The sequence below is a fragment of the Orrella dioscoreae genome (genome assembly GCF_900089455.2).
Classification (GTDB): Bacteria; Pseudomonadota; Gammaproteobacteria; order Burkholderiales; family Burkholderiaceae_B; genus Orrella; species Orrella dioscoreae.
Genome location: NZ_LT907988.1, coordinates 3,350,430 through 3,374,153 on the forward strand (window position 1 = coordinate 3,350,430; position 23,724 = coordinate 3,374,153).

General features: G+C 67.5%; 23 protein-coding genes and 2 tRNA genes. 15 read left to right on the plus strand and 10 right to left on the minus strand.

Features of this window, described 5'->3' with window-relative positions; all coding sequences use genetic code 11:
- Positions 1 to 75: 75 nt before the first annotated feature.
- Complete coding sequence (locus ODI_RS15590) at positions 76 to 963, plus strand: EamA family transporter (protein ID WP_067753673.1); 888 nt, start codon at positions 76 to 78, stop codon at positions 961 to 963.
- A 60-nt stretch (positions 964 to 1,023) separates the two neighbouring features.
- On the opposite strand, the gene ODI_RS15595 is transcribed toward ODI_RS15590, so the two are convergent.
- From ODI_RS15595 to ODI_RS15635, 9 genes are all read right to left on the minus strand, one after another.
- Positions 1,024 to 1,998 carry a hydroxyacid dehydrogenase gene (locus tag ODI_RS15595; RefSeq protein WP_067753676.1) on the minus strand — a complete coding sequence of 325 codons (975 nt, stop codon included), beginning with the start codon at positions 1,996 to 1,998 and terminating at the stop codon, positions 1,024 to 1,026.
- 71 nt (positions 1,999 to 2,069) lie between these two features.
- Positions 2,070 to 2,885, minus strand: a complete 816-nt coding sequence (locus tag ODI_RS15600; protein ID WP_067753679.1) for an aspartate dehydrogenase — start codon at positions 2,883 to 2,885, stop codon at positions 2,070 to 2,072.
- 122 nt (positions 2,886 to 3,007) lie between these two features.
- Positions 3,008 to 3,991 (minus strand): LysR substrate-binding domain-containing protein, encoded by a 984-nt coding sequence (locus tag ODI_RS15605; protein WP_067753682.1) that lies wholly within the window; start codon positions 3,989 to 3,991, stop codon positions 3,008 to 3,010.
- 33 nt (positions 3,992 to 4,024) lie between these two features.
- Entirely contained in the window at positions 4,025 to 5,032 is a 1,008-nt protein-coding gene (locus tag ODI_RS15610) for a Bug family tripartite tricarboxylate transporter substrate binding protein (protein WP_067753685.1), read from the minus strand.
- Between the two features lie 213 nt (positions 5,033 to 5,245).
- Positions 5,246 to 6,151 (minus strand): LysR substrate-binding domain-containing protein, encoded by a 906-nt coding sequence (locus tag ODI_RS15615; protein WP_067753689.1) that lies wholly within the window; start codon positions 6,149 to 6,151, stop codon positions 5,246 to 5,248.
- Between the two features lie 20 nt (positions 6,152 to 6,171).
- The gene (locus tag ODI_RS15620; RefSeq protein WP_067753692.1) at positions 6,172 to 7,107 is read right to left on the minus strand and encodes a dihydrodipicolinate synthase family protein; all 936 of its coding nucleotides are present in this window, start codon (positions 7,105 to 7,107) and stop codon (positions 6,172 to 6,174) included.
- Positions 7,108 to 7,135: 28 nt separating this feature from the next.
- The gene (locus ODI_RS15625; RefSeq protein ID WP_067753695.1) at positions 7,136 to 7,921 is read right to left on the minus strand and encodes an SDR family oxidoreductase; all 786 of its coding nucleotides are present in this window, start codon (positions 7,919 to 7,921) and stop codon (positions 7,136 to 7,138) included.
- A 174-nt stretch (positions 7,922 to 8,095) separates the two neighbouring features.
- The gene (locus ODI_RS15630; protein WP_067753698.1) at positions 8,096 to 9,124 is read right to left on the minus strand and encodes a DNA topoisomerase IB; all 1,029 of its coding nucleotides are present in this window, start codon (positions 9,122 to 9,124) and stop codon (positions 8,096 to 8,098) included.
- A gap of 15 nt (positions 9,125 to 9,139) precedes the next feature.
- The gene (locus tag ODI_RS15635; protein ID WP_231968072.1) at positions 9,140 to 9,427 is read right to left on the minus strand and encodes a MatE family transporter; all 288 of its coding nucleotides are present in this window, start codon (positions 9,425 to 9,427) and stop codon (positions 9,140 to 9,142) included.
- A 258-nt stretch (positions 9,428 to 9,685) separates the two neighbouring features.
- Here ODI_RS15635 and ODI_RS15640 point away from each other — a divergent pair, with 258 nt between their 5' ends.
- From ODI_RS15640 to sodC, 6 genes are all read left to right on the plus strand, one after another.
- A complete protein-coding gene (locus tag ODI_RS15640; RefSeq protein WP_067753701.1) occupies positions 9,686 to 10,444 on the plus strand; it encodes a hypothetical protein in 759 nt (252 codons plus the stop codon).
- The gene (locus ODI_RS15645) at positions 10,441 to 11,298 is read left to right on the plus strand and encodes a hypothetical protein (protein WP_067753705.1); all 858 of its coding nucleotides are present in this window, start codon (positions 10,441 to 10,443) and stop codon (positions 11,296 to 11,298) included. Before ODI_RS15640 ends, ODI_RS15645 begins: the two co-directional genes overlap by 4 nt.
- 66 nt (positions 11,299 to 11,364) lie before the next feature.
- Positions 11,365 to 11,440, plus strand: a tRNA-His gene (locus tag ODI_RS15650).
- Positions 11,441 to 11,639: 199 nt separating this feature from the next.
- Complete coding sequence (locus ODI_RS15655; protein WP_067753708.1) at positions 11,640 to 13,082, plus strand: phospholipase D-like domain-containing protein; 1,443 nt, start codon at positions 11,640 to 11,642, stop codon at positions 13,080 to 13,082.
- A gap of 63 nt (positions 13,083 to 13,145) precedes the next feature.
- On the plus strand, positions 13,146 to 13,922 hold the full coding sequence (locus ODI_RS15660) for an aldolase (RefSeq protein WP_082985299.1): 777 nt from the start codon (positions 13,146 to 13,148) through the stop codon (positions 13,920 to 13,922).
- A gap of 154 nt (positions 13,923 to 14,076) precedes the next feature.
- Positions 14,077 to 14,598 carry a superoxide dismutase family protein gene (gene sodC, locus ODI_RS15665; protein WP_067753711.1) on the plus strand — a complete coding sequence of 174 codons (522 nt, stop codon included), beginning with the start codon at positions 14,077 to 14,079 and terminating at the stop codon, positions 14,596 to 14,598.
- 28 nt (positions 14,599 to 14,626) lie between these two features.
- On the opposite strand, the gene ODI_RS15670 is transcribed toward sodC, so the two are convergent.
- A tRNA-Arg gene (locus ODI_RS15670) sits at positions 14,627 to 14,703 on the minus strand.
- 214 nt (positions 14,704 to 14,917) lie between these two features.
- On the opposite strand from ODI_RS15670, the gene ODI_RS15675 reads away from it, so the two are divergent.
- The 8 genes from ODI_RS15675 to ODI_RS15710 all read left to right on the plus strand — a co-directional run bounded on the left by ODI_RS15675 (position 14,918) and on the right by ODI_RS15710 (position 23,701).
- Positions 14,918 to 16,255 carry a phospholipase A gene (locus ODI_RS15675; protein WP_067753714.1) on the plus strand — a complete coding sequence of 446 codons (1,338 nt, stop codon included), beginning with the start codon at positions 14,918 to 14,920 and terminating at the stop codon, positions 16,253 to 16,255.
- A gap of 166 nt (positions 16,256 to 16,421) precedes the next feature.
- Positions 16,422 to 17,792: an ATP-binding protein gene (locus ODI_RS15680; RefSeq protein WP_067753717.1), complete on the plus strand. Its 1,371-nt coding sequence runs from the start codon at positions 16,422 to 16,424 to the stop codon at positions 17,790 to 17,792.
- Between the two features lie 74 nt (positions 17,793 to 17,866).
- Complete coding sequence (gene phnD, locus ODI_RS15685; protein WP_067753719.1) at positions 17,867 to 18,844, plus strand: phosphate/phosphite/phosphonate ABC transporter substrate-binding protein; 978 nt, start codon at positions 17,867 to 17,869, stop codon at positions 18,842 to 18,844.
- Positions 18,844 to 19,737, plus strand: coding sequence for a phosphonate ABC transporter ATP-binding protein (phnC, locus tag ODI_RS15690; protein WP_197707102.1), 894 nt, complete (start codon positions 18,844 to 18,846; stop codon positions 19,735 to 19,737). Before phnD ends, phnC begins: the two co-directional genes overlap by 1 nt.
- Entirely contained in the window at positions 19,734 to 20,585 is an 852-nt protein-coding gene (gene phnE / locus ODI_RS15695) for a phosphonate ABC transporter, permease protein PhnE (RefSeq protein ID WP_082985300.1), read from the plus strand. Before phnC ends, phnE (ODI_RS15695) begins: the two co-directional genes overlap by 4 nt.
- Positions 20,582 to 21,385: a phosphonate ABC transporter, permease protein PhnE gene (phnE, locus tag ODI_RS15700; protein WP_082985301.1), complete on the plus strand. Its 804-nt coding sequence runs from the start codon at positions 20,582 to 20,584 to the stop codon at positions 21,383 to 21,385. The genes phnE (ODI_RS15695) and phnE (ODI_RS15700) overlap by 4 nt, the downstream gene beginning before the upstream one ends.
- Positions 21,386 to 21,554: 169 nt before the next feature.
- Positions 21,555 to 22,634: a motility protein A gene (locus ODI_RS15705; protein WP_082985302.1), complete on the plus strand. Its 1,080-nt coding sequence runs from the start codon at positions 21,555 to 21,557 to the stop codon at positions 22,632 to 22,634.
- Positions 22,631 to 23,701, plus strand: a complete 1,071-nt coding sequence (locus tag ODI_RS15710) for an OmpA/MotB family protein (protein ID WP_067753723.1) — start codon at positions 22,631 to 22,633, stop codon at positions 23,699 to 23,701. Before ODI_RS15705 ends, ODI_RS15710 begins: the two co-directional genes overlap by 4 nt.
- Positions 23,702 to 23,724 lie beyond the last annotated feature (23 nt).

Genomic DNA, 23,724 nt, shown 5'->3' on the forward strand with positions numbered 1-23,724 from the left:
CGGCGGTGTTAGGATGGCGCCCGTCCCTCGCCGTTGCCCGCCGCCTGGACGACTCACTACGCAGACGACCCTTTCATGCATCCGTCCTCCTCTCCTTCGCCGCTGCCCACGCTTGCCCTCATCGGCGCCATGGCGTCGCTTTGCCTGGGGACCTCGTTCGCGAAAACACTCTTTCCCGCCGTGGGCGCCCAGGGCACGACGGCGTATCGCATTACCGTCGGCGCGCTCATCCTGCTGGCCATCTGGCGGCCCTGGCGTTTTCCGCTGACACGCAGCCAGGCGCGCACGGTGGTGCTGTACGGCACCACGCTGGCCTGCCTGAACCTGTGCTTCTACATGGCGCTGCGTACGCTGCCGCTGGGCGTGGCCATCGCCATCGAATTCACCGGCCCCCTCACGCTGGCGCTGGTGCTGTCACGCCGCGTGCTCGATTTCATCTGGATCGCGCTGGCCGCGGCAGGCCTGCTGCTGCTCATGCCCTCGGGCGTTTCCGCCCACCAACTGGACCCGACCGGCCTGGCCTATGCCGCTGCCGCGGGCGTTTTCTGGGCGCTGTACATCATCTTCGGCCAGCGCGCGGGCAGCCTGCATGGCGGCCAGGCCACGGCGCTGGGCATGACGGTGGCGGCACTCATCACGCTGCCCATCGGCGTCGCCCATGCCGGCGCGGCGCTTTTCGATCCCTCGCTGATCCTGGCCGGCCTGGTGGTGGGCGTGCTGTCGAGCGCCCTGCCCTATTCGCTGGAAATGGTGGCGCTCAAGGGCCTGACGAAGAAGACCTTCGGCGTGCTGCTCAGCCTGGAACCCGCCATGGGCGCCGTGGCGGGCGTCATCGTGCTGGGCGAACACCTGGCCGTGCCGCAGTGGCTGGCCATCGGCGCCATCGTTGCCGCATCCGCCGGCTGCGCAGCCACCGCGCGGCGTCGCATGCCGCCTGCCCCCGCCCCGGCCAAGACGGATTGAAACGCAGCCGTCCAGCAGCCGTACGCCGCGCCGACAGGCGGGAGCTGGACAGTTGGCCGGCTACGACGAAAACAGCGCGGACTTGACATCTGTGTTCTTCAAGTACCGGGGCCGGCGGCCCGCCAGCACGTCCACGATGCCATCCGCGCACTGCCTGGCCGTCTCTTCCAGCGCCTCCTGGGTCGAGCCTGCCATGTGCGGCGTCAGCAGCACATTGTCCAGTTGGGCCAGCGGATGGCCCTGCATCAACGGCTCAGCCGCGAATACATCCAGTCCCGCGCCTGCCAGCCGGCCGCCACGCAGGGCGTCGACCAGCGCATCCTCGTCGATCAGGCCGCCGCGCGAGGTGTTCACCACGATGGCATGCGCCGGCAGCCAGGCCAGCGCGCGCGCATCCAGCGTGTGGCGCGTATCGGCCCGCAGGGGACGGTGCAGCGACACGAAGTCGGCGCCGCGCAGGGCAGCTTCCAGCGACGGCGCGGCAGACGCGCCGGCCGACACTATCTCGGCCGGATCCGCGCTGGGCGACCACACCTGCACATCCATGCCGAAACCGCCGTGCGCCATGCGCGCCAGCCAGCGGCCCGTGTGGCCGAAGCCCAGCACGGCCAGGCGCTTGCCTGCCAGGCCATAGACGGGCCGCGTGTACTTGAAGCCCCATTCGCCCTTGCGCGCCGCGGCATCCGCGGCCTGCGCCTGGCGCGCCACGCCCATCATCAGCATCAAGGCGTGCTCGGCCACCGCCTGCACATTGGCGGTCGGCGTGTAGACGACGGGAATGCCGCGTTGCGTGGCGTGGTCCACGGCCACCGCATCCGTGCCGGTGCCGTGGTTGGCGATGACCTTGAGCCTGGGCGCGCGATCGATGACCCAGTCCGGCAGGGAATCACGGATCAACACCGCATCGGCATCGGGAATCTCGGCGGCCAGCGTGTCCAGGTCTGGCGCGCTGGCCAGCTTGACGGTCAGTCCGGCATCGCGCAGCGCAGTGACGCCGGCGTCATGGATGGGTTGGGCAATCAGGCAGAGAGGCATGCACGGCTCCGTAAAAAGAAAAGCGCCCGACACCCACGAGGGGTGGCGGGCGGCAGGCGGGCAATCAGGGATCAGGTACCGACGCGCAGCGGCGCGGCCAGCTTGCGCAAGGCGGCAACCGCGCTCAGCGCGGTGATGCGGCCGGTCTTGGGATTCTCGCTGGGCACGTTCTGGATCTCCATCGACAGGCGCGCCTCCTCGGCATCCACCTCGATGCGATGGATATTGCGGCTGATGGTGGGATCGGCCCAGATTTCCAGGCGGGTCTGGTCGGGACCGATGCCGGCCAGGGACAGCGACACGGCCACGTTGAGGTTGGCCGGGAAACCCGTCGCCGCCTCGCGCGCGGTGCCGCTGTAGATCAGCGTGGGTTCCTTGATGGCGTGCAGGTCGATGTTGTTGCGCACGACATAGGGCGCGCCCGCGAAGCCGATGGGCGGCTTGCGGCTGACCATGCGGATTTCCTTGATCGTGCCTTCGGCCGCGGCGGTCACCGCATCCAGGCCCAGCAGCGCGCCGGTGGCAACGATGATCTGCCCGCCGTGGGCACGCGCCACGTCGATCAGCCCGTTATGCTGCAGCAGCGCCCCCGAGCTCAGCACCAGCAGGCGCTTGCCCGCCTTCAGCACCGGCGTGGCGATCTCGGGCAGCAACGCGGCAGGCGCGCACTCGACCACCACGTCGCAGTGCTCGACCAGCGTATCAGCCGGCACATAGGCCACGGGCTCCTTGAACGTATAGGCCGCACGCGCCTTGTCGGCGTCGCGCACGCCCAGGGCGGTGAGTTTCAGGCCCGGAATGCCGTCATCCAGGCGGCGGGCGATGGCCTTGCCGATGGCGCCGAAACCGGCGATACCGATACGGATGGGAGATGCTTGCTGGCTCATGATGGACTCCGGACTGCACAAGGAATAAAGGACGACAGCCTACGGAAGGCCTGCGCCGCTGACAAAGAATTCTTTCTGGCATCTGGCATTAGCTGCGGTAATGCCAGACACCCGGGCTGGCGTCACGCCACCGGCGCGTCGGCCATGCCGTACAGTGTTCGCGTGCGCGCGCCTTCTTCCACCAGCCACTGGCGGAAAGCCTGCACGGCACGCGAAGTCTCCTGCGTTTCGTGGGTCAACACGTAATACTCGCCCGCGCTGCGCGCGGCCGGCAGCCACGCCGCCACCAGGTCTTCCGACTGCGCGCGCGCGTGGTGGAAGATCAGCTCGGGCACCATCGCAATGCCGCGCCCTTCACGCGCCGCCTGCAGCGAAATGAAGAAGTGGCCGCACTCCGGGTCCGCCAGGCGCGGATGGAAGCGCACGCCTTGCGCGCGGAACCAGTCCGGCCAGGCGCGCTGGCGGCTGACGGTGTGGATCAGCGGATAGGCCTGCAGGTCCGACGGCCCCTCGATGGGCGCGCCTTCGGCCAGCAGCGCGCGCGACGCGACCGGCACGATGGCATCGGGAAAGAGGCTGTCGGCAATGACGCCGTCCCAGCGCTCGGTCATGACGAGATCGATGTTCGCGTGTTCACGCGGATAAGCCCGGCCAGGCAGCTTGCCGACGCGGATGGCGACATCGACATTGCCGCCATGCAGGTCGGCGGGCTCGATGGACGTGGCCAGGCGCAACTCGATGTCGGGATGCAGGGCCGCGAAGGCCGCCAGCCGCGGCATCAGCCAGACGGTCGCCAGCGTGGGCATGGCGGTGACGTTCAGCACGACGCGCTCGCCGCGCACCACGAGCCGCCCAACCGTGCGCTCCAGGTCATCCAGCGCCCGCTGCACGGACGCGAAGAGCTGGCGCCCCTCGTCGGTCAGGTCCAGCCGGCGCGCCTGGCGTTCGAAGAGCTTCAGGCCCAGGAAGTCCTCCAGGTTGCGCACCTGCTGGCTGACCGCGCCCTGGGTCAGCGAGAGTTCCTGGGCGGCCAGCGTGAAGGACCCCAGCCGCGCGGTCGCCTCGAAAGGACGCAGCGTGGCCAGGGGCGGCAGTCGTCTGCGCATCGTGTTCCCGGCAATGAAAGGTCTGCGGGGATTCTACTGCGGGGGAATGCCGGCATCCTTGATGACCTTGCCCCACAACGTATGCTCCTTGACCAGGTAGGCCTTCATGTCGGCCGATGGCAGGGGCATGGTCTGCACGCCACGCTCGCCCAGCGCCTTCACGATGCCCGGGTCGGCCAGCACCTCCACCAGCTTGTCGCTCAGCAGCTTCACGTCCGCCGCATCCATGCCCGCGGGCGCCATCAAAGAGAACCAGGTGCTGACCTGGTAGTCCGGCACGCCGGCCTGCGCGAAGGTCGGCACGTCGGGCAGCAGCGGCGAGCGGTCGGGCAGCGAAATCGCCAGCGGCACGACCTTGCCGCCACGGATGTGCGGCAAGGCGGTGGCCACGGGCTCCATCAGGAGGTCGATCTGCCCGCCGATGAGGTCGGTCATGGCCGGCGCGCCGCCGCGATACGGCACGTGCAGCATCTCCAGGCCCTGGGCCAGGTTGTATTGCGCCATCTGCATGTGCTGCGACGTGCCCGCCCCCGCCGACCCATATGTAAGCGTGCCGGGCTGCTTGCGCGCGGCCTCGTGCACGGCGGGCAAGGCGCCATAGGCCTCGCGCTTGCCTGTGACCAGCACGCTCGCGACCGAGGCCAGGCCGCCCACCGGCACGAAGTCGCCCAAGGGGTCATAGCCGGTGTTGGTATTCAGTTGCGGCACGACGGCCAGCGTGCTGGCCGCGCCCAGCAGCAAGGTGTAGCCGTCCGGCTTGGCGCGCGCCACCAGGCCGCTGCCGATGGTGCCGCTGGCGCCCGGACGGTTCTCGATGACCACGGACTGGCCCAGGCTTTCCGCCAGGCGCTGCAGCACGGGACGCGCGATGGTGTCGTTGATGCCGCCGGCCGGGAACGGCACGACGACGGTGATGGCCCGCTCGGGATAGGCCGCGTGCGCGGCGCCGGCGAAGGTGAAGGCGGCCGCGGCTGCCAGGCTGGCGGCCGCGCAGCGGCGCAGCCGGCGCGCCCGCGAAGGCACGTCGTGATGGTCTTGCATCGTCATTCCCCTTGATCTGTTGTGATCCGCCGGGCAGTCCTTCGCCGCCTGCGCCTGTACTGGCGCCGCGCGACCATTTCCGTCCTCGGCTTGGGGTAGCCTACTGCGGTGCAGCAAGCGCGCGCAAATCAGATTTACGGGGGCCAGCCATTAGCTGGGCTAATCCCCCCTTGTCTCCGCCCGGGTATCCGCCAGGGCTTGGGCGCGCCGGAATCAGCCGTGCGTGCCGCTTTCCAGCTGGGCCAGCAGCCAGTCGCGGAACACCTTCATCGGCCGGTTGTTGGCCTTGTGGGGGGGAATCAGCAGGTAATAGCCGGTACCGTCGGGCGACGGCGCATCGAAAGGAATGCGCAGGGTGCCGGTGGCCAGCTCGTCCTCGACCAGGAAACGCGGCAGCAAGCCGACGCCGATGCCGGACGACACGGCCTGGATCAGGTGCGAGGTCAGCTCGAATTGCGGCCCCAATCGCAGGCGATCCACCGACAGGCCCTGCTCCTTGAACCAGTCCAGCCACAGGTTGGGACGGGCCGCCACCTGCAGCAACTGCACGGAACGCAAGTCATCGGCCGAGCGGAAGCAGTGCTTGACCACGTTGCGCGCGCCCACCACCGGCACCAGCTCCTCGGTCAACAGCTTGTCGGCATTCAGCCCGTGCCAGCGCCCGTCGCCCACGCAGATGGCCGCGTCCAGGTTGTTGCCGGACAGGTCGACCGTGCCCACGCGCGAATGCAGGTGGATGAGGATCTCGGGATACTTGGCATAGAAGTCGGGCAGCCGTGGCAGCAGCCACTTGGTGCCGAAGGCGGGCAACACCGCCAAGTGGATGGAGCCGCCGCCGCTGCGATGCGCGATGGCCTTGACGGTGGCATCGCGGATGCGGGCCAGCGACGCGGACAGCTCGGTGGCATACACCCGGCCCACCTCGGTGAGCTCGATGTGGCGCCCCACGCGCTCGAAGAGCGCCACGCCCAGCAGGTCTTCCAGCGCCTGCACCTGGCGGCTGACCGCGCTTTGGGACAGGCTGAGTTCCTCCGCCGCGCGCGTGAAGCTGCCATGCCGCGCCGAGGCCTCGAAGGCCACGAGCGACGACATGGAAGGATTCAGCGTGCGGGGATTCATGGGGCCGTGCCAGTGCCTTTTCAGCGAATGGCGGCGGCGGCCCTCGGGTCACGCTTGGCCAGACGCCGCAGCAGGTTGTCGACTTCGGCGCGCGCCTTCTCGCTCAGCGGAGCTGCCGGACGACGTTGCGCATCGCACGCGATGATACCGCGACGCATCATGATGTACTTGCGCACTGCCAGGCCGGCGCCCGGCTGCTGCTCGTAGCGCAGCAGCGGCAGGTGGGCGTCGAAGAGGTCATGCGCCTCGTCCCACTTGCCTGCCTGCGACAGGTTGACCACGTCGGCCAGCATGTCGGGGAAGCAGTAGCCGGTGTTCGCGCCATCGGCGCCGCGCTGCATCTCGTAGTCCAGGAACAGGCCGTTGTTGCCGCACAGGATGGAGATGCGGCGCATGCCTTCCTGCTCGAACTTGCGCAGCGTGGAGATCTTCTCCAGGCCGGGCCAGTCTTCGTGCTTGAGCATGACGCAGCTGGGCAGGTCGTTGACGATGCGGCGGATCACGCCCGGCGTCATCTGCACCGAGAAGGTCAGCGGATAGTCCTGCAGCACGAACGGCACGTCGGCGCCGATGGCCTCCACCGCCTGACGGTAGTAGTTGACGATCTGGTCATCGGTGCGCAGCGTGTTGGGCGGCGCGATCATGACGCCGGCGGCGCCCAGGTCCATGACGTCGCGGGTCAGCGCGCGCATCGAGGCAAAGCCCGGTGCCGACACGCCCACGATGACGGGCAGATTGCCCGCGCGCTTGATGACGCGTTCGGCAATCGACAGCGACTCGGCGTGATCCAGCTTGGGGGCTTCGCCCAGCTGGCCCAGCACCGTCAGGCCGGTGGAGCACGTGGCGTAGAAGTCCATCATGCTGTCGATGGAGGCGTTGTCGACCGAGCCATCGGCCAGGAACGGCGTGGGCGCGATGGGGAAGACGCCCTTGGCGTCAGCGGTAAGAAGAGGCATTTCCGTAATCCTTCGGGAATCAGGTCGATCAGATGCTGGTGATGAGACCGCCGTCGATGCGCAGCGTCGAACCGGTCAGGTAGGCGGCTTGCTCGCTGGCCAGGAAGGCCACCACGTCGCCGTATTCGCTGGGCTTGCCATAGCGGCCCACGGCGATCGACGCCTGGCTTTCGGCGCTGACGTCGGCCACCGGGCGGCCTTCGCGCTTCGCGCGGGCTTCATCCAGGAAGGTGATGCGGTCGGTGGCGATGCGGCCGGGCAGCACGATGTTGACCGTGATGCCATCGCGGCCCACTTCGCGCGACAGGGTCTTGGACCAGCCCACCAGCGTCAGGCGCAGGGCGTTCGAGATGCCCAGGTTGGGGATGGGCGACACGACGCCGGACGAGGTGCTGGTGATGACGCGGCCCCACTTGCGCTCACGCATGCCGGGCAGGACGCGGTCGGTGATCTTGATGACCGACAGCACCATGCTGTCGAAATGCTTGCTCCACAGCGCGGCGTCCTGGCTGTGGGCGGTGGTGGGAGGAGGACCGCCGGTGTTGTTGACCAGGATGTCGACCGGGCCCAGCTTCGATTCGATCTCGGCGATGCGGGCTTCGATCACGTCCAGCTGCGCCAGGTCCCACTGCAAGGCGATGGCGTCGTGGCCGGCCTTCTTCAGCGTGTCGACCGTGGCTTGCGCGGCTTCCAGGCTGATATCGGCCACGGCAACCTTGGCGCCTTCACCAGCCAGCGAGGCCGCGATCGCGCCGCCCAGGCCGCCACCGCCGCCCAGCACCAGTGCCGTCTTGTCCTGAATCTTGAAATCCATCCGTGTCTCCGAGAATTCGGATGGAATGGCCACGCCCCTGCCGGACGCCCTGCCAGACCACCCAGGGCTGACGCTTCATGCGTAAAACGCAATTCTAGGGGCCTGGCCTCTACGGAAAAAACGGAAAAACCGCATGTCGTTCATGCAGTTTTGGTATGAATCGAGAAAATAGGGTCAGATTTTCGCCAGTACCGCCAGCAGACGGCGCTCGTCGGCGGACAGCGCGCGGGGGCTGCCAGGCGCAGGCGCGAAGGCCGGCAGATTCCCGGCCTCATAGGCATCGAGCAAGCCGGGATGAATGTAGCAGGCACGGCAGACCGTGGGCGTGTTGCCCAGGCGGCCGGATACCTGCTTCACGACCTCGACGATGCGCTTGCCGGCCTGGCGGGCATCCTCCCAGGGCGTGCGCTGCAGGGCCGCGCAGGCCATCACCGAGCCAGCCCAGGTGCGGCAATGCTTGGCGGTGAAGTCCTCGCCCATGACCCGCTTCAGATAGGCATTGACCATGCCGGAATCGACGGCATGAGGCTCGCCTTCGTCATCCAGGAAATGGAAGAGCTGCTGGCCCGGCAACTCCAGGCAGCGCTTCACCAGCCGCGCAATGCGCGCGTCCTTCACCTTCACGTCATGCGAGATGCCGCTCTTGCCACGGAAGCGCAAGCGGATCTGGCTGCCCAGGACCTCCGTGTGGCGGCGCGTCAGCGTGGTCAGGCCATAGGACTTGTTGTCGACCGCATAGCGCTTCGATCCCACGCGGATCAAGGTGAGCTCCAGCAGGCTGACCACCGCCGCCAGGACCTTGTCCTGCGTCAAGCCCGGCGCGCGCAGGTCGCGCGACACCTGTCGGCGCAAGGCCGGCAGTGCGTTGCCGAAGGCCAGCAACTGGTCGTATTTGTTGGCGCCCCGCACCTCGGTCCAGGTGGGGTGATAGCGGTACTGCTTGCGGCCCCGCGCATCGCGGCCCGTGGCCTGGATGTGGCCGCTCGCGGCCGGGCATATCCACACATCCTCATAGGCCGGCGGGATGGCCAGGGCATTGATGCGCGCGATGGTGCGCGGATCCTGGATGCGCTTGCCGCGCGTGTCCAGGTAATGGAAGGTCTTGCCATTCACGCGCACCCGGCTGTAGCCAGGTTGCGTGTCCTCGACATAGCGCAGGCCGCAGTCGTCGCCGAGCTGGTCCAGGGACGCGGGCTGCGGCATGGGACGCTGCCGGGCTCAGCGGTCCACGGTCCCGTTACGCGTGGGGGACGGCTGGCGGTGCGAAACGCCCGCCTGCTCTTCGTCGACCACCGCATCGACATCGATGTCGCTGGCGTCGCCGTCGCGATCACGGCGGTTCACGGACTTGCGCTCGCCCGAGCCTTGCGCATCGCTATCGGTGTTCGCCTGCTCGCGCGGCAGGTCGCTGGCGGAATCCGTGGAGTCGCTCGGCCCATAGCCGGGCAAGGCACGGCCCTCGTTTTCCGGGGCCATCACAGGCGTAGGCAGGAACAGTGAAAACATGATGGTCTCCTTGATGCATCGTTATCTTGGGGCGCGCGCGGCACCTTGCATCACTGTGGCCCAACCGGCCGCCCAAGCCTTGTCAGGACGTATCAAGGCGTAGTCGTTCCCCCTGCCTGCGCGTCCCGCGGCGTCCTGGGTGGCAATTGGATGCAATGTTTACCGTACGACGCCATTCGCCTCAGCAGCGCTGCGCTCCCATTGATCCGGATTTCTTGTTCTAATCAGCGCCCTCCCGTAAGCCTGAAGAAAGCCGGCGTGACTACGACACTTACCCTCGACATTGGAACCATCCAGCTTTTCATCGACGACGCTTCGCCCAGCGGCGCACCGCGCGTCGCGCTGGCGCGTTTTGGCAAGGCAGATCAGCGCGTCCTGGCTCGTCATGCCTCGGCCGATCGTCTGGCGCCAGAATTGTTTGGTGCCTTGTTCGCTAGCGCTGCTGGATTGAAGGCTCCCAAGCCCGGGCTCGCAAACGATCCCGCTACGGGCCTTTGGTGGCTCACCAGCCTGCCCACGGGCATGCCCGATCTTTCCAGGCGCTTCAACATCGAGAAGATCCCCCCCGCTGCCAAGCAAGCCGCGTTTGCAACGGTTGCCGCATGGATCACGTCGCGCCGCCAGTTCCCCGCCATGCTGGCCTGGGACGAATGGATCAACAATCGCGATCGTGGCATCCAGAATCTCTTGATCGACGGGGACGATTGCGCGCCGGCGGATCACCAACAGGCCTTTGACTGCCATGACGAGGACTACACCGACGTCAATAAGTTGGCACAACTCGTCAACGCTACCTTGGCGCCAGCTGCGCAGATGCAGATCAAGCGAGGTGCTGTACGTGCGACGATGACGTTCTCGGCAGATTGGCCCAGGATGGTGCAGGATGCACTGACCGCCCTACCCATCAAACTCGGCAAGCCAGCCGCGCTACGTCAGTGGTTGCAATCGCGCCATCCCGAGATAGCCCAACGCATCGAGAATCGCATTTCGGGCGGACAAACCAATCTTGCACTATGAACCAAGTACCAATCTTGCCGTCGACCACCGCCGACTGGCGTGTCCTGCGTTGGGAGCCACTGCTGGGCAGTGGTGAACGCCTTTCCATCGCCGTGATCGTGCAAGCAGCCGACGGCCTGCAAAGTCATATGATGTTGCGCCCAGGCGTCTTGCAATTCCTGTACGGAGAGCAAGGCGATGCTGCACTATCGCTCGTGAAATCAGCCACCCAGAACGCCCTGGCGCTGGCCCAGCGCTGTGGCCTCGCCCAGGCAGACCCATGCATGGAGGGATTTTTCCTTGATCCCATACGCAGCACCCGAGCCGAATCGGGGAAAATCGCCGCGAAGCAAGCAGCCGCCTTGTTTTGTTCGTTGGCAACCCCCACCACTCCAAGCGGAGAAGACTCCGACGCGCAGCCCGACGCCACCTACGACCACGCCACACTCCTCCATGTCGGAAAAGCGCTGGAACACGCGGTAAGCCAGCGTCACCCGAGGCTGGCGAGACATTTCTTCCAATCCGCCACACCCGTGACTGGCGGCCATCCCATCCGCTACGCATTCCTCTCTGAATTCGCCGCCGTCCAGATCACTGTTTTTCGAAAAGGATTGATTTCGCAAGGTTCATCCAGCGCCCGCCTGCGCATGTGGGAACTGATGACAGTGATGAGTCAATCCGGCAGGCGAGGCGCGCTGATCGTTGTCGAGCCCGACGCCGCGCAATTGCCCCGCAGCGGCAAGACTGCGCAGAACCTTGCTCGTCGGCTGACCCAATTGCAAGCCGAGGCCGACCTCCTTCATATCAAGGTGTTTGCAGTGACTTCCATTGAAGCAGCCGCCACCGCTTTGGCTGCCTTCGCGGACGCTGCATGAAGGGTCATGAAATAGACACACAAATCAAAAAATCGTGCTATAGTCTCGCTTCTTCGCTGTACCGTGGTGGCTGTAGCTCAGTTGGTAGAGCCCTGGATTGTGATTCCAGTTGTCGTGGGTTCGAGCCCCATCAGCCACCCCAAGAATTCCCGAACGGGCACTTGAATTCATTCAAGTGCCCGTTTCGCTTTGGGGTGCCGCCCGCCGGGCGCCACCTGCCACCGCCCTCCCCCAAGCATCCCGTCACATCCCCACGCGCCCGCTTGCGCCAAGCCAGGCGGAATTCGGGGACAATGCCTTCAAAGCGCCTTGCTCCCCCTAGGCCGGAGGCTCCAAGACGAATGGCTCGCCTGCAACTCCTGCTGGCCGAATACTGGCCGCACCTCGTGTTCCTGATCAGCGTGGCTGCCAGCACGGCCGCCGTCATCCATGCCGCCATGACCAAGCATGACGTGCGGGCGGCCATCGGCTGGGTCGGCGTCGTGCTGTTTTCGCCCCTGCTGGGCGCCCTGCTGTATTTCGTGGCGGGCATCAATCGGATCCGCCAGCACCGCGGCACGCCCGAACTCGGGGAGACCCCCGAGCCCGACGGCGCGCGCCAGCCCGACCGCCTCGACATTTCCCTTGCCGCCGGACCGCAGTTCGCATCGATGAAGGTGCTGGGCGACCGGGTCAGCGCCTTTCCGCTCGTGGACGGCAACCGCGTCCAGCCGCTGGCGGGCGGAGACGAAGCCTATCCGGCGATGATCCGGGCCATCGAGTCCGCGCAGGAGAGCATTGCGCTGCAGACCTACATCTTCGACCGCGACGATGCCGGACGCGCCATGGCGCAGGCGTTGATCGCGGCCCGCGAGCGCGGCGTCAAGGTGCGGGTGCTGGTGGACGCGGTGGGCGCCAAGTATTCCCAGCCTCCCATCACCGGCATGCTCTCGCGCGGCAAGGTGCGCACGGCGCTGTTCCTGAGCAGCGGCCTGGGCCTGCGCGTGGCGTACACGAACCTGCGCAGCCACCGGAAGATCCTGGTGGTGGACGGCCAGGTCGGGTTCACCGGCGGCATGAACATCCGGGCCAGCTTCACGACCCGCCCCGGCCGCGAAACCTCCCGCGACACCCACTTCCAGGTGGAAGGCCCCGTGGTGGCCCAACTGCTTGCCAGCTTTGCGCATGACTGGGCTTTCACGACCCGCGAGCGCCTGGAGGGGGAGCTGTGGCGCCCCACGCCGCGCATCGCCGGCACCGTGCCGGCGCGCTGCGTGCAGTCCGGCCCCGACCGCACCATCGCCAGCACGCACGACATGCTGCTGGGAGCGCTGGCGGTGGCGCAACGCAACATCCGCATCCAGTCGCCCTACTTCCTGCCCGACCTGCCGCTCATCGCCGCGCTGGCCACGGCCGCGCGCCGCGGCGTACAGGTGGATATCGTCATTCCAGGCAAGAACAACCTGCGGCTGGTCAATTACGCCATGTATGCCCAGCTGGACCAGGTCGTGCGCACGGGTTGCCGGGTCTGGGTGGCGGCCGGCGCCTTCGATCACTCGAAACTCATGACAGTCGACGGCACCTGGTCGTACATTGGCTCCTCGAACCTGGATCCGCGCAGCCTGCGGCTGAATTTCGAGCTGGACATGGAACTCTACGACGCCGCGACGGCCGCGTGGATCGAGCAGCGCATCGATGCGCTGATTGCCACCGCAAGCCGGGAAACACTGGCCACACTGCGCGCCCAGTCCTTCGCGCGCCGGCTGCGCAACAAGGTCATCTGGCTGGCCTCGCCCTATCTGTAAACGGCGATGCTCGGCACACGCAATTCCTGACACGCAGTGCCCTCACCCACCAAGGAGCCTTGCATGCATTCCCTACTGTCGGACCGCCCCCAGACGAACGCAGGCATTGCGACGCATCGCGGCGCCTCCCTTTACGACTCGGCCGGCGTTGCCGCCCTGCGCGAAGACCTGGCGCTGGCCTTGCGCGCGGCGGCGCACCACGGCCTGGGCGAAGGCGTGTGCAATCACTTCAGCGTGGCGCTGCCGGATGAGGACGGCCTCTTCCTGCTGAACCCCCGCGGCCTGATGTGGGAAGAAATCCATGCCACGGACATCGTGCTCGTCGATGCCGAGGGGCAGGTGCTGGCGGGACGCCACGAGGTCGAACCCACCGCCATGTTCATCCATGCCGCCATCCATCGCATTGCGGGAAAGACCTGTGTGCTGCACACGCACATGCCCTATGCCACGGCCCTGACGCTGGTGACGGACCGCGCGCTGGACACCACGCTGTCGCAGAACGCCATGCGTTTTCACGGCAGGATCGCCGTGGATGAACACTACAACGGACTGGCGCTGGATACCGGTGAAGGCGAACGCATCGCGCGCACCATGGACGGCGCCGATGTGGCCTTCCTGGGCAATCACGGCGTCGTGGTGTGCGGCGAACGCGTCGACTATGCCTATGACGACCTGTATTTCCTGGAGCGAGCCTGCCAAGCCCAGGTGCTGGCCGCCAGCACGGGCCAGGCGCTGCGGCCGGTGGCCAGGGACCTGGCCGCCACGGTTGCGGCGCAGGTGCAATCCGAAAGGCTGCAATCGACGCTTTTCTTCGAGGCGCTGCGCCGGCGCCTTGGCTGAACCTGGGCCGTCCGCCGGGGTGGGATTGCATACAAAACGGCAGCATCGGAAACAACGCGCCGCGACGCCGGCACGGTACAACAACAGGAAACGGGCGCGCACACCGCACCCGCGCGCGGCGGCTTTTCCGCCGGCATGAAACCTGGAGGTGGTTATGAAGCGATTCCTGTTGGGCGGCCTGTTGCTGGGCGCAAGCGTGGGCACGGCCATGGCGCAGGGCACGGTGGACATGTCGTTTGTCGGTCCCAAGGGCGTCGAGCAAACCGCCGGCACCGTGAAGATCGAACAGACGGAGTACGGCGCGCTGCTCACACCGTCGCTCAAGGGACTGCCGCCCGGCATCCACGGCTTCCACGTGCACGCGAACCCGTCATGCGAGGTCGGCGATGTCGACGGCAAGCCCACGCCCGCGGGCGCCGCGGGCGGCCACTGGGATCCGGACAAGACCGGCGCCCACAAGGGCCCCTACGATGCCAGCGGCCACAAGGGCGACCTCCCCGCCTTGTACGTCGATGCCCAGGGCGAGGCGCACTACCCCGTGTTGGCGCCCAGGCTGAAAGCCTCGGACATCTCGGGACATGCGTTGATGGTGCACGCAGGGGGCGACAACCACAGCGACCATCCGGAAAAACTGGGCGGCGGCGGCGCGCGCATCGTCTGCGGCGTGGCGAAGTAAGGGGAAGAAAAAGTAAGGGGAAGAAAGGTGGCCCGCCCTACAGGATTCGAACCTGTGGCCGCTCGCTTAGAAGGCGAGTGCTCTATCCAACTGAGCTAAGGGCGGAAGCGGCGCCAACGTGATGGACATACCCGCGGCAGGCCGGGTTCCGGGCCGCCGGGTGTTGGCAGGAACCCACGGCCGGCGCGGGGAAGCCGAATTCTAGCGCGACTTGCGTCAGCGCATGGGAAGCGGACGCCTGTTTACACTCGGTTGCCAACCCCGGGAACGGCGGTGATAGAGTCGCGGGCACGCCATTTTTGCCAACGAGAACGACACGATGCCCGCGACCGCCCCCTGCCCGACCCGCGCTTGCCCGCGCCCGACCGCCCTGGCCCTGCTCCTTGCCGGGGCATTGGCTGGCGGCGCCGCGAACGCCGAAGTGAGCTACAAGCTGGCTCGCGCCCAGGCGGGCCCGGGTGAAACCATCAGCGTGCGGGGCGTCTACGTCAACAACACCCCGAATGAAGCGAATTGGACGGCTGCGTCGCGGCTGGTGCTGCAATGGCGGGGGCCGCAAGGCGACATCCAGCGCACGCTGGCATATCTGGACGGCGGCACGGCCCAGTTCACGGTGCCGGTCAACAATTTCGCCAGCGCGCAATGGAAGGCCGTGGTGCCGCCGGGCGTGAGCGGCCTGCAGGCCGTGTCGGTCGAAGGCGAACCGGTGATGATGGCGCTGGATACCAGCACGATCACGGGCGCTTCCATTGCCGCCCGTCCCGCGGATGTCCCCATTACCGATGCCGGGGTGCCAGGCGGGCGTGCCGGCACCGGCCAACCGTTACCCGAGACGGCGCTGGCGGACACCGGCAGGCCGGTACAAGCGGTGGGGCCCGCCCCCACGCAGGTGGCCCACGGCATGCCGGCCGGCACGTCGGGCAATGCCGCCTTCGACAATTTCCGCAACGCGATTTCGGCCCACGAGCCCACCTATTTCATCGTCGGCGGACGCAACGAGACCGATGCCCGCTTCCAGATCAGCCTGAAATACCGGCTGTTCACGCCCGACGACCCCGCCAATCCGACCTTCGCCGAGAATCTCTATCTGGGTTACACGCAGACCGCGCTGTGGGACCTGGAGGGCGACTCCCGGCCCTTCGTCGACACCACCTACAACCCCAGCCTCTTCTGGCGGTCGGACAAGGTGTGGGAAAGCGACAGCGCGCGCTGGTCGCTGGGCATGACTGCCGGTGTGGAACATGCTTCCAACGGTAAGGATGGTGACGATTCGCGGTCCTATAACGACGCCTTCGTCGAACCCTCCTTCAACTACCGCTACGGCTCGGGCAGCACGCTCAGCTTCCACCCCAAGGTCAAGATCGGCTACTTCGGCGTCTCCGAGGACAACAAGGACTTCCGCGACTATGCCGGCATCGTGGACTGGAAGGTCCGCTGGGCCCAGGACAATGGCCTCGTCCTCTCGGCACTCTACCGCCAGGGCAGCGCGGGCCACAGCACCAAGCAGTTCGACGCCGCCTGGCCCTTGCAGCGCACCTTCCTGCGCATGAACGGCTACCTGTACGCCCAGTACTTCAATGGCTATGGCGAGACCTTGCTCGGCTACAACCAGCGCAACGACTCGCAGTTCCGGATCGGCCTGGCGCTGGTGCCCTGACCCGGGCGTGGAGCACGCTGACACAGCGCTTGCCTTCTTTTACCTGCCGCCACCTTGCCGCCTTCCGGGCGGCATGGGTTAATTGCTTCACGCGGCATCGGTGCCGCCAAACAAAAGATTGCGGTTGGCGGCAGCCCGGCAGCCGCCAGCCAGACCAGGGGTTCCTATGTCCAGATACCAGTTCGTATCCGAGACCGACCTCCCCGACCACGGCAACGATGCCGACACGCCGTCAGGCCAGGCCGGGGACCTCAGCGCAGACGCGCCGTCGCGCCATGTTGGGCAGCAAGCCGAGAAGCTGGAAGCCATCGGCAAATTGACGGGCGGCGTCGCGCACGATTTCAACAACGTGCTGCAGACCATCAGCGGCAATCTGCATCTGTTGCGGCTCGAAGCCAAGGGCAACGAGAAGACGGAAAAGCGCGTGAGCGCCGCGCTGAGTGCCGTCGAACGCGGCGCGCAATTGGCCGCCAGGCTGCTTGCCTTCGGCCAGCGCCAGGCGCTGCGCCCCGCCGCCACCGACCTGAATGCCCTGTTCTCGGCCAGCCAGCAAACGCTGCGCCACGCGGCTGGCGAACATGCCACCCTGGACATCTCCGTCTCCCCGCAGTTGTCCGCCGTGCAGGTCGATGGCGTCCAGCTTGAGCGCATGCTGGTGCAACTGCTGGACAACGCCCGCCAGGCGCTGGGCGACTCGGGTGCCATCCGCGTTACCGCGACGCCCCTCGCCGACGGCGCCGACAGCCCGCCACGGCCCGCAACACTGCCATCCGGCCACTATGCCGTGATCGAAGTGTCGGACACCGGCGCCGGCATGGCGCCCGAGATCGTGCGGCAAGTCTTCGACCCGTTCTTCACGACGCGTCCTGGCGGCCCCGGCACAGGCCTGGGCCTGAGCATGGTGCACGGCTTCGTCGGCCAGAGCGGTGGCGCCGTGGAGCTCGACAGCGTGCCCGGCCAAGGCACGCGCGTGCGCCTGTACCTGCCCTGCACGCCAGAGGCCGTGGTGGCGCCGATGCGCAATCCCGCGGTCAACAAACACACGATGGACCTGGCCATCCATCACCCGGCAAGGCAGGACACGTCGACCGAACGCCCGCTCATCCTGGTGGTCGAGGACGACGCCTCCGTGCGCGAGACCGTCCTGGCCCTGGTCCGCTACCTGGGGTATGCAGCCCTGGAAGCGGAGAATCCCGACGAGGCGCTGACCCTGCTGCAACAGGGTGCCCGCCCCCAGTTGCTGTTCTCGGACGTGCTCATGCCCGGACGATTGACCAGCGCCGAACTGGCCGAGCAGGCACAGGCGATGCTGCCCGATCTGAAGGTGCTCTTCACCTCCGGCTTCACGGCCAACGCCCTGCCCGGCGGCAATGCCCTGGCCTCCGGGGTCGCCCTGCTGGAAAAACCGTACGGACAGGATGACCTGGCCCGGCGGTTGCGCGGCATCCTGGGGCCTGGCCAGACGCAGGAAGAAGACAACCAGGGACACCAGGCCAACAACAAGCGGACAGGTAACGGTCGCCCCCCTGTCATGTGACGAGATCGTCATGTGACTGTCATGACACGACCACAAAATGAGGGGCTTCACCCACCTCGTTTCCGGTACGCGACATGAAAAAACTGCTTGGTCTTTCCCTGATGGGCCTGTCCTGCGCACTTGCCGGCGCCGCGCCCGCCAAATCCGCTGAATGCCCCCGTGGCGAGCTGGATGCCCGCTATTGCGACGCCGACGGTGACATGGTCGCGGACGCCCCGACCGATCCCAAGCAGTTTGTCGACCCCTCGACCCTGGTGTTCGCCTACACCCCCGTGGAAGACCCGGAGGTCTATCGTGGCGTGTGGGACGGCTTCCTGAAGCACATGGAAAAGGTCACCGGCAGGAAGGTCCAGTTCTTCCCGGTGCAGTCCAACGCCGCCCAGCTGGAAGCCATGCGCGCCGGCCGCCTGCACGTCGCCGGCTTCAACACCGGCAGCAACCCGCTGGCCGTGAACTGCGCGGGTTTCGTGCCGTTCACGATGATGGCCGACAAGCAGGGCGCCTACGGCTACGAGATGGAAATCATCGTGCCCGCCGACAGCAGCGTCCAGAAGATCGAAGAGCTGAAGGGCAAGACCATCGCCTTCACCTCGCAGACCTCGAACTCCGGCTACAAGGCGCCCTCGGCCCTGCTGGCCAGCGCCTATGGCATGCAGGCCGACAAGGACTACAAGCCGGCGTTCTCGGGCAAGCATGACAACTCGGTGATCGGCGTGGCCAACAAGGACTACGACGGCGCCGCCGTGGCCAACTCGGTCATGAAGCGCATGTTCGCCCGCAACGCGGTCGACGCCAAGAAGATCCGCAGCATCTACAAGTCGGAATCCTTCCCCACCACCGGCTACGGCTACGTCTACAACCTGAAGCCCGAGCTGGCCGCCAAGGTCAAGGAAGCGTTCTTCACGTTCAACTGGGAAGGCTCGGAACTGCTGAAGGAATTCGGCAAGGCCGAACCGGCGCAGGAAGCCTTCATGCCCATCACCTACAAGCAGCACTGGGCGGTGGTGCGTGACATCGACAAGGCCATGAACGTGTCGTACGCCTGCAAGTAATGTCGACACCGGCAAGCAACCATTTCAGGCCCGGTCCCGGCGCCAGCGGCCCGCTGCTGGCGCTGCGCCAGCTGGTCAAGCGCTATCCGACCGGCGACCTGGCGCTGGATCACGTCGACCTCGACGTGCCGCAGGGCCAGGTGATGGCCCTGATCGGCCCTTCGGGAGCGGGCAAGAGCACGCTGATCCGTTGCGTGAACCGGCTCGTGCAGCCCTCGGGCGGACAGATCCTGCTCAATGGCCAGGACCTTGGCGCCCTCGGGCGCCACGGCTTGCGCCTGGCCCGCCGCCAGCTGGGCATGATCTTCCAGGAGTACGCGCTGGTCGAGCGCCTGACGGTCATGGAAAACGTGCTGTCCGGCCGGCTGGGCTACACCAGCTTCTGGCGCAGCTGGACACGCCGCTATCCCGCGCAGGACATCCAGCAGGCCTATGGCTTCCTGGCCCGCGTCGGACTGGCCGGCTTCGAGAACAAACGCGCCGACGCCCTTTCCGGCGGCCAGCGCCAGCGCGTGGGCATTGCCCGCGCCCTGATGCAGGCCCCGGTGCTGCTGCTGGTGGACGAACCCACCGCCAGCCTGGACCCGAAAACCGCACGCCAGATCATGCGCCTGCTGTGCGAACTGTGCCGCGAGCGCGGCCTGTCGGCCATCGTCAATATCCACGACGTCGCGCTGGCCAGCCAGTTCGCCGATCGCATCGTCGGCCTGCGCAAGGGCGCCATCGTCTATGACGGCGCCCCCCAGGGCCTGGACACCACCGCGCTCACCGCCATCTATGGCGAGGAAGACTGGGGCGCCGCCGGCCACGGCGACACCGGCCAGGCGGACAAGGTCGAGCCCGAGACGCCCGCCGTGCCCGACACGCTGACCCTGGCGACGGCACGCGCATGAGCCTTTCGGATCCTTCTGGCGCCGGCACTGCCCGGCCCGCTGCCATCGCCTCGGCCGACCTGCCCACCACCTGGCGCCGCCCCAGCCTCATCGCCTCGCCGCGCTGGCGCTGGCTGATCCTGCTGGGCACGCTGGCCTACCTGGCAGCCGCGCTCTCCTCCATCGACGTCAACTGGTCGCGCGTGGCCGAGGGGCTGGTGCGCGGCTGGCGCTTCGTCGCCGCCTTCGCCTCGCCCGACTGGGTGACACGCTGGCGTGAAATCAGCGAAGGCCTGCTGGAAAGCCTGGCCATGACCCTGACCGCCACCGCCCTGGGCGTGGTGCTCAGCATCCCCATCGGCCTGGGTGGCGCGCGCAATCTCAGCACGCCCGTCGTCTATGCGGTGTGCCGCGGCTTCATCGCGATTTCCCGCGCCTTCCCCGAACTCATCATCGCGATCCTGCTGGTCAAGATGTTCGGCTTCGGCCCGCTGGCCGGCATGGTGACGCTGGTGATCGCCTCGATGGGCTTCCTCGGCAAGCTGCTGGCCGAGGAAATCGAGGCCACCGACCCGGCGCAGCTCGAGGCCGTGCGCGCCACCGGCGCCTCGTGGCCGGCCTGGATCGTCTACGCCGTGCAGCCGCAGGTCATGCCGCGGCTCATCGGCCTGTCGCTGTACCGCCTGGACATCAATTTCCGCGAATCGGCCATCATCGGCATCGTGGGCGCGGGCGGCATCGGCGCCACGCTGAACACCTCCTTCGACCGCTATGAATTCGAAACCGCGGCGGCCATCCTGCTGCTCATCATCGCCATCGTGATGGCCTGCGAATATCTCTCCGGTTTCGTGCGCAGGAGGTTCATGTGAGCGATGCCACCCAAACCTGGCGCCGCCGCCCCCCCAGCGCCGAACGCTATATCTGGCTGGGCTGGCTGGTCGGCGCCCTGCTCTTCGCCGCCGCCTGGAAGCTCGTCAGCGACAACACCATCTGGGCCTTTGCCGCCGACGCGCCCGCCGCGGGCTGGGACATGATCTCCCGCATGTGGCCGCCCCGCTGGCACTACGCCTCCGCCATACTGCAGCCGCTCTGGGACACGCTGAACATCGCCACGCTGGGCACGGCGCTGGGCACCGTCATCGCCGTGCCGGTGGCATTCCTGGCGGCACGCAACACGTCTCCCGTCCCCTGGCTGCTGCGTCCGCTCGCGCTCGGCATCATCGTGGCTTCGCGCTCCATCAACTCGCTCATCTGGGCGCTGCTGCTGGTCACCGTGGTGGGCCCCGGCGTGCTGGCCGGCATCATCGCCATTGCGCTGCGCTCCATCGGCTTCATCGGCAAGCTGCTCTATGAAGCCATCGAGGAAATCGACACGCGCCAGGTCGAGGCCGTCACGGCCACGGGCGCCACCACCGCCCAGGTGGTCAGCTACGCCATCGTCCCGCAGATCCTGCCCAGCCTGGTCGGCACCACCGTCTATCGCTGGGACATCAACATCCGCGAATCGACCGTGCTGGGCATCGTCGGCGCGGGCGGCATCGGGCTGCCGCTGGCCGCCTCGGTGGACACGCTGGCCTGGCCCCAGGTCACGGTGATCTTCGCCGCCATCCTGCTCACGGTGTTCTTCGCCGAATGGCTGTCGAACCGGATCCGGCGCGTCCTGATCTGAGAAACGTCGCAAATCTGCAACACGACGCCGCGCAAAGCCAAGGGTGAGCGCGGATTTCCCCCCGCTGTCCGGCCAATTGCCCGGCGCATCCTGTCACTAGAATCCTCGCATCGAATCGCTCCGGCCGCGGCACGGCCGCCTGTTCGCGATCTTTCTGCGGGTCCCTGCCATGAATTCCTCCACCCTTATCGGCCTGGTCGTCGGCGTCATCATGCTGGCGGTCGTGGTCGCCACGTCGTCGCTGAACGCGCTGGCCTACCTCAACCTGCACGGCCTGGCCATCGTCCTGGGCGGCACCGCCGCCGCCGTGCTGATCGGCTATCCCTGGCGTGAAGTCCGCCGCCTGCCGGTGCTGTTGCGCACGGTGCTGCGCGGCGACCGCGCCGACACGCAACGCGACATCGATGAACTGGTCGCCATGTCGCAACTGTGGATGAACGAAGACATCCACACCGCCGAACGCGAGCTGAAGAAGGTGTCGAACCCCTTCCTGCGCACCGGCGTGCAGTTGCTCATCGACAACACGCCCGAAGACCAGATCATCGAGCTGATGCAGTGGCGCATCGCCCGCCTGCGCGCCCGCGAGCACGCCGAGGCCCAGATGTTCCGCGTGATGGCAGGCTTCGCGCCCGCCTTCGGGATGCTGGGCACCCTGGTCGGCCTGATCAACCTCATGACGCTGCTGGGCGCGGGCAGCGTCGACGCCATCGGCCAGCAGATGGCCATCGCCCTCATGGCGACCTTCTACGGCCTGTTGCTGGCCAACCTGATCTGCAAGCCCATCGCCGTGAAGCTGGAGCGCCGCACCGAGCAGCGCCTGGTCGTCATGAACATGGTCATGCAGGGCATCGCCATGATGTGCGAGAAGCGGGGCCCGGCCATGGTCCGCGAAACCCTGCATTCGTTCATGGCGCACGTCGAGGACGAGATCTACGACGGTGGCGACACCGTCACCGGCCCCGACGCCGGTCCGATTGCCAGGACCGCCCCCGCCGCGCGTGCGTCCTCCCGGGCTTCCGCCGGCCAGGCAGCCGCCAAGGCGCCGGCCCGGCCCGCCACGGCCACGCGCGCGCCGGCGCCCGCGCAGGCCCCTGCGCCTGCCGCTGCCGCCCCGGCCCCCGCGCGTGGCGCCAGCGCCCCGTTGCTCACGCCGCGGCCCAATCCCGACGGCAAACCCAACAGCATCGTCGCCGCCAAGGCGGCCCAAGCCGCGCATGACGCGCTGGCCGCCGCCCTCACCCGCCGATGAGCCCCCCCGCACTGACCCTGGCCGACCTCGTCGAGCGGCACAAGGCCGCCCACGCGGCCCAGCAGCGCGACACGCGCAAACGCCGCCGCGCCCGCGACCGCCAGTCGCGCTGGCACATTCCCGACTCGCCGGACAACGACACGGAAGGCTGGCAACTGATCTACCAGGACCTGATCACGCTGTTGCTGGCGCTGGTCCTGGCCCTCTTCGCGCTGTCGCGCGTCGACGCGCTGAAGACCACGTCCACGCCGGCACCCGTCGCGGCCGTGGCGCTGGTGGGATCGCTGACCCCCGATGACGGCAAGGAAAGCGCCACCGGCATCCGCGGCGCCCTGGCCGCCCATGCCGCCTGGACACCCGCCGCGCTGGATCCCGCCCTGCTGCCCGTGCTGCCGGCGCTGGCGGAAACCGCCGCGGCGCCGCAATCGCCGCAAGACGTGGCGCACGCGGACATGCCCGCGCCGGAAACTTCCGATGCCGTCCACGCCGGCACGGCATCGACCGAGCCGCCCGGCCCCGTCACGGCCAGCGTCCCGGCGCTGCGCGCGCCGTCGGCCGAGGAGCTCGGCCTGGGCGACCTGGGCAACGCCATCGACGTCGTCATCAACGAACAGTCCGTCAGTTTCCGCATCAGCAACGAGCTGCTCTTCGGCTCGGGCCAGGCTACCCTCAGCGCCTCCGGCCCCGACCTGATCCGCAAGCTGGCCGAGGTCGTGAAGCGCAACGACTATCCCCTGTCGGTGGAAGGGCACAGCGACAACGTGCCCATCCAGACGCGCCAGTTCCCGTCCAACTGGGAGCTTTCCTCCAGCCGCGCCACCAGCGTCCTGCGTGAACTGGTCCGTGACGGCGTGCCGCCCGCGCGCCTGCGCGCCGTGGGCTTCGCCGACACGCGGCCGTTGTCGCCCAACGACACCACCGCCGGCCGCGCCGCCAATCGCCGCGTGGAACTGGTGATGGAAATCACCCCGCCCAACCGGCCTGCCGAGGCAGCGCCCAGTGCCGCCGCCGCGTCGCCCGAAGGCAGCCAGCCCGCGGCGACGGCAACCCCGCCCGCCATCCACTGAGGTCACACACGGCCCGGTGCCGC

What these genes read in the sequence shown, in the direction of transcription:
- ODI_RS15595 (WP_067753676.1), bottom strand. Translation starts at nt 1,998, where the DNA reads ATGCCTCTCTGCCTGATTGCCCAACCCATCCATGACGCCGGCGTCACT.
- ODI_RS15655 (WP_067753708.1), top strand. Translation starts at nt 11,640, where the DNA reads ATGGCTCGCCTGCAACTCCTGCTGGCCGAATACTGGCCGCACCTCGTG.
- ODI_RS15680 (WP_067753717.1), top strand. Translation starts at nt 16,422, where the DNA reads ATGTCCAGATACCAGTTCGTATCCGAGACCGACCTCCCCGACCACGGC.
- ODI_RS15600 (WP_067753679.1), bottom strand. Translation starts at nt 2,885, where the DNA reads ATGAGCCAGCAAGCATCTCCCATCCGTATCGGTATCGCCGGTTTCGGC.
- ODI_RS15625 (WP_067753695.1), bottom strand. Translation starts at nt 7,921, where the DNA reads ATGGATTTCAAGATTCAGGACAAGACGGCACTGGTGCTGGGCGGCGGT.
- ODI_RS15675 (WP_067753714.1), top strand. Translation starts at nt 14,918, where the DNA reads ATGCCCGCGACCGCCCCCTGCCCGACCCGCGCTTGCCCGCGCCCGACC.
- phnD (WP_067753719.1), top strand. Translation starts at nt 17,867, where the DNA reads ATGAAAAAACTGCTTGGTCTTTCCCTGATGGGCCTGTCCTGCGCACTT.
- ODI_RS15590 (WP_067753673.1), top strand. Translation starts at nt 76, where the DNA reads ATGCATCCGTCCTCCTCTCCTTCGCCGCTGCCCACGCTTGCCCTCATC.
- ODI_RS15660 (WP_082985299.1), top strand. Translation starts at nt 13,146, where the DNA reads ATGCATTCCCTACTGTCGGACCGCCCCCAGACGAACGCAGGCATTGCG.
- ODI_RS15645 (WP_067753705.1), top strand. Translation starts at nt 10,441, where the DNA reads ATGAACCAAGTACCAATCTTGCCGTCGACCACCGCCGACTGGCGTGTC.
- ODI_RS15605 (WP_067753682.1), bottom strand. Translation starts at nt 3,991, where the DNA reads ATGCGCAGACGACTGCCGCCCCTGGCCACGCTGCGTCCTTTCGAGGCG.
- ODI_RS15610 (WP_067753685.1), bottom strand. Translation starts at nt 5,032, where the DNA reads ATGCAAGACCATCACGACGTGCCTTCGCGGGCGCGCCGGCTGCGCCGC.
- ODI_RS15615 (WP_067753689.1), bottom strand. Translation starts at nt 6,151, where the DNA reads ATGAATCCCCGCACGCTGAATCCTTCCATGTCGTCGCTCGTGGCCTTC.
- phnE (WP_082985300.1), top strand. Translation starts at nt 19,734, where the DNA reads ATGAGCCTTTCGGATCCTTCTGGCGCCGGCACTGCCCGGCCCGCTGCC.
- ODI_RS15620 (WP_067753692.1), bottom strand. Translation starts at nt 7,107, where the DNA reads ATGCCTCTTCTTACCGCTGACGCCAAGGGCGTCTTCCCCATCGCGCCC.
- ODI_RS15710 (WP_067753723.1), top strand. Translation starts at nt 22,631, where the DNA reads ATGAGCCCCCCCGCACTGACCCTGGCCGACCTCGTCGAGCGGCACAAG.
- ODI_RS15635 (WP_231968072.1), bottom strand. Translation starts at nt 9,427, where the DNA reads ATGTTTTCACTGTTCCTGCCTACGCCTGTGATGGCCCCGGAAAACGAG.
- sodC (WP_067753711.1), top strand. Translation starts at nt 14,077, where the DNA reads ATGAAGCGATTCCTGTTGGGCGGCCTGTTGCTGGGCGCAAGCGTGGGC.
- phnC (WP_197707102.1), top strand. Translation starts at nt 18,844, where the DNA reads ATGTCGACACCGGCAAGCAACCATTTCAGGCCCGGTCCCGGCGCCAGC.
- ODI_RS15705 (WP_082985302.1), top strand. Translation starts at nt 21,555, where the DNA reads ATGAATTCCTCCACCCTTATCGGCCTGGTCGTCGGCGTCATCATGCTG.
- ODI_RS15630 (WP_067753698.1), bottom strand. Translation starts at nt 9,124, where the DNA reads ATGCCGCAGCCCGCGTCCCTGGACCAGCTCGGCGACGACTGCGGCCTG.